2 protein-coding genes are annotated in these 2,707 nt (G+C 65.1%); both read right to left on the minus strand.

Going from position 1 to position 2,707, the window contains the following annotated elements:
- A partial coding sequence (locus tag WAN71_RS19615; RefSeq protein WP_422226924.1) for an MMPL family transporter occupies positions 1 to 1,795 on the minus strand: 1,795 nt, incomplete at its 3' end.
- Positions 1,792 to 2,707 (minus strand): cytochrome P450 (locus WAN71_RS19620; RefSeq protein ID WP_422226925.1); only part of this gene is annotated, 916 nt, incomplete at its 5' end. The genes WAN71_RS19615 and WAN71_RS19620, both read right to left, overlap by 4 nt.

Raw genomic sequence — 2,707 nt, forward strand, 5'->3', positions numbered from 1 at the left:
GCCCTCCCAAATGTCCCTCTTGAAATATCCACACCATCGTCCCAAACGTTGCCGACAGCGAAAACAAGTTGAGTACCAACGCTTTAACTGGAATGACAACGCTGCCGGTCAGTCTGAACAGCAGCACGAACATGACGGCCGCGATGACGCAGAGAACCACCGGTAACCGGGCCGCGATCCTGTCGATGCTGTCCCGGTGGGTCTGCTCCGTGCCGGCGAGCCAGACTGCGTTGCCTGCGGGCCGCGGCACCGCTTTCAGGCGGTCCAGCAAGGTGTCGTAGTCGCCGCTGAATGGCGCGGCCCGGGTCTCGATCGTGAGGAGAACGTTGCCGTCGCGCGCGCCGGTCGGCCCATTGGGCGGGCCGACGGCGGCGCCGTCGGCAAAGGTTGCATCTGGCGAACTCACCCCGACGACGCCGGTTGTCCGGGATAGGACGGCGGCATAGGAGCGGATCTGCGTGGCGTTCAGGTGCCCCGCCTCGGGGATGACGACCGGGATAGCAGATTGGAGGTCGTGGTTGAAGTTCGCGCGGATCTCGTTGCCGACCTGCCGGGCAGTCGACGTCGAGGGCAAAATTCGGTCATCGGGAAAACCGAAGCGCACGTCGAGTACGGGCAGGGCGATGACGAGCAGCGGAAGTGCCGCCGCCGCAATTGCTATCGCTGGCCGCTTCATCACTATCCGTGCCCACCGATACCACCTGTTTGCTGATAGATCGTGGGGTACATGGGCTTTCGCGATTCGTTTGGCGGTGGCCATGATGGCGGCCGGCGCCACGAACAGCGACGCCAGCGCGGCAAAGACGACAACAGCAACGCTGCCGTAAGCTAACGACCGCAGTGCGTACATCGGAAAGAGCGCCATCGGCATCAGGCAGAGCCCGACGGTGGCGGCAGAGTAACCGATAGTGCGTCCCGCGGTGCACATCGTGCGCCTGATCGCCTCTTCGGATCCTGCAGCCGCGCCGAGCTCCTCACGGTAACGACTGACGATCAGCAGTGAGTAGTCGATTGCCAGCGCCAGGCCCATGCCCGCGGACAGGTTCAGCGCGAACACGGACACCTCGGTGACTTCGACCAGCAGCCGTAGGATGGCAATCGAGCCGACAATGGCCAAACAGCCTACTGCCAAAGGGATTAGCGCGGCCGCCAGGCCGCCGAAAACCCAAACCAGTACGGCCAAGATGATCGGCAGGGCGATCGCCTCGCTGACGATCAGATCGCGACGCGTCTGATCGACGACTTCGGTGTTGGTGATGCTTGCGCCACCGGCCAGCACGATGATGCCGCCATCACGGTCGCCGCTGAATCGGCGGGCGAGTTCGGCGGCGTAACCGGGTGTCTGGGCCTCACCGCCCTCGAGGCCGGCGACGATGAGCGCGGAGTGCATATCTCGGCTCGCCGCACCGGCTGCGACCGGGTCCGGCGAGTCCCACGGCGAAACCACCGTCGTGACATGGTCTGCGACCCGTAGCTGGGCGACGAGGTCGGCGATGAACGTGTGCACCGGCTGGGTGTCGATGGCCTCATGAGCGCGCACGAGCAGCGCGAGCTGACCATCGCCGACGTGGAACTTGTCCACCAGCACCTGTGTCGCCTTCGTCGAATCGGCGTTCGGGTCAGCAAATCCTCCGGTGGACAATTTGTGGGCGGCGGGCGCGCCGATGACAGCGGCTGCGACCAGCATGAGCAGCGCTGCCGCCAACACCCTTTTCCATGCTGAGGTGATGAGTCGAGCGAGCGCATCGAGCAAGGCTGGCCCCGGCGCAATGCCTTTGTTGCCTTCTCGCTTCATCCCAGCATCACCGTGGCCCCACGCGCAGGCGCATGGGTGACCCCGCGTCGACTCACCGGCTCGGGTCGCTGATCGGTTGGCTGCACCGTGCAGCTACCGAACAATGTGCCGAGCACCACCCGCATCTCGTATTCGGCGAACGCTGCGCCCAGGCATCGCCGCACGCCGCCGCCGAACGGGATCCACGTGTAGGTCCCGGCTCGCTGTTCCAGGAAACGCTCTGGCCGGAACCGCTCGGGGTTGGGGTAAATGTCCGGCCGCCGGTGCATGAGATAGATCGACGGCCACACGGTCACCCCCGCGGGCAACGACACTCCGCCGATTGCCATCGGCGCCGTGAGCTGCCGTGCAACCAGGGAGATTACCGGCCGCAGCCGCAGTGTCTCCTTGACCACAGCGTCCCGGAACTGGTACTCGCCCGCATCGATTTCCTCAGTCAGCCGGGCCTGTTGCTCGGGATGCCGGACAATCCGTTCCACGGCCCACGCAAGCGCGGTCGCCGTCGTCTCGTGCCCGGCCAACACCAGCGTGATCATCTCATCACGGATCTCGTCATCGCTCATCGGCTGGCCGTCTTCATGTCGAGCCTGCAGCAGCATCGACAGCGCGTCGCGGCGCTCGTGAAGGTTGTCGGCTCTCCGCCGGTCATCAATCTCGGCGTAGAGCAGGCGGTTGACACCGCGAAACATCTTGTGTGCGAGCCCGGCCGTCATGCGTGGGGAGACGGTGACCATCAGCACCTGGCCCAGGAGGCCGGACCCAATTGTCAGCAGCCGCACCAGTTCCGCCCGTAGCCTGATTAGCCGCTCGCCCTCGGCGAACCCGAACGCCGCGCGCAGAATGAGCTCTAACGTCAGCGCTTGCATCCGGGGATGCAGCCGCAACGGCTTTCCGCGCGGCCAGCGTTTGATC

The sequence above is a fragment of the Mycobacterium sp. genome, assembly GCF_049280035.1.
Classification (GTDB): Bacteria; Actinomycetota; Actinomycetes; order Mycobacteriales; family Mycobacteriaceae; genus Mycobacterium.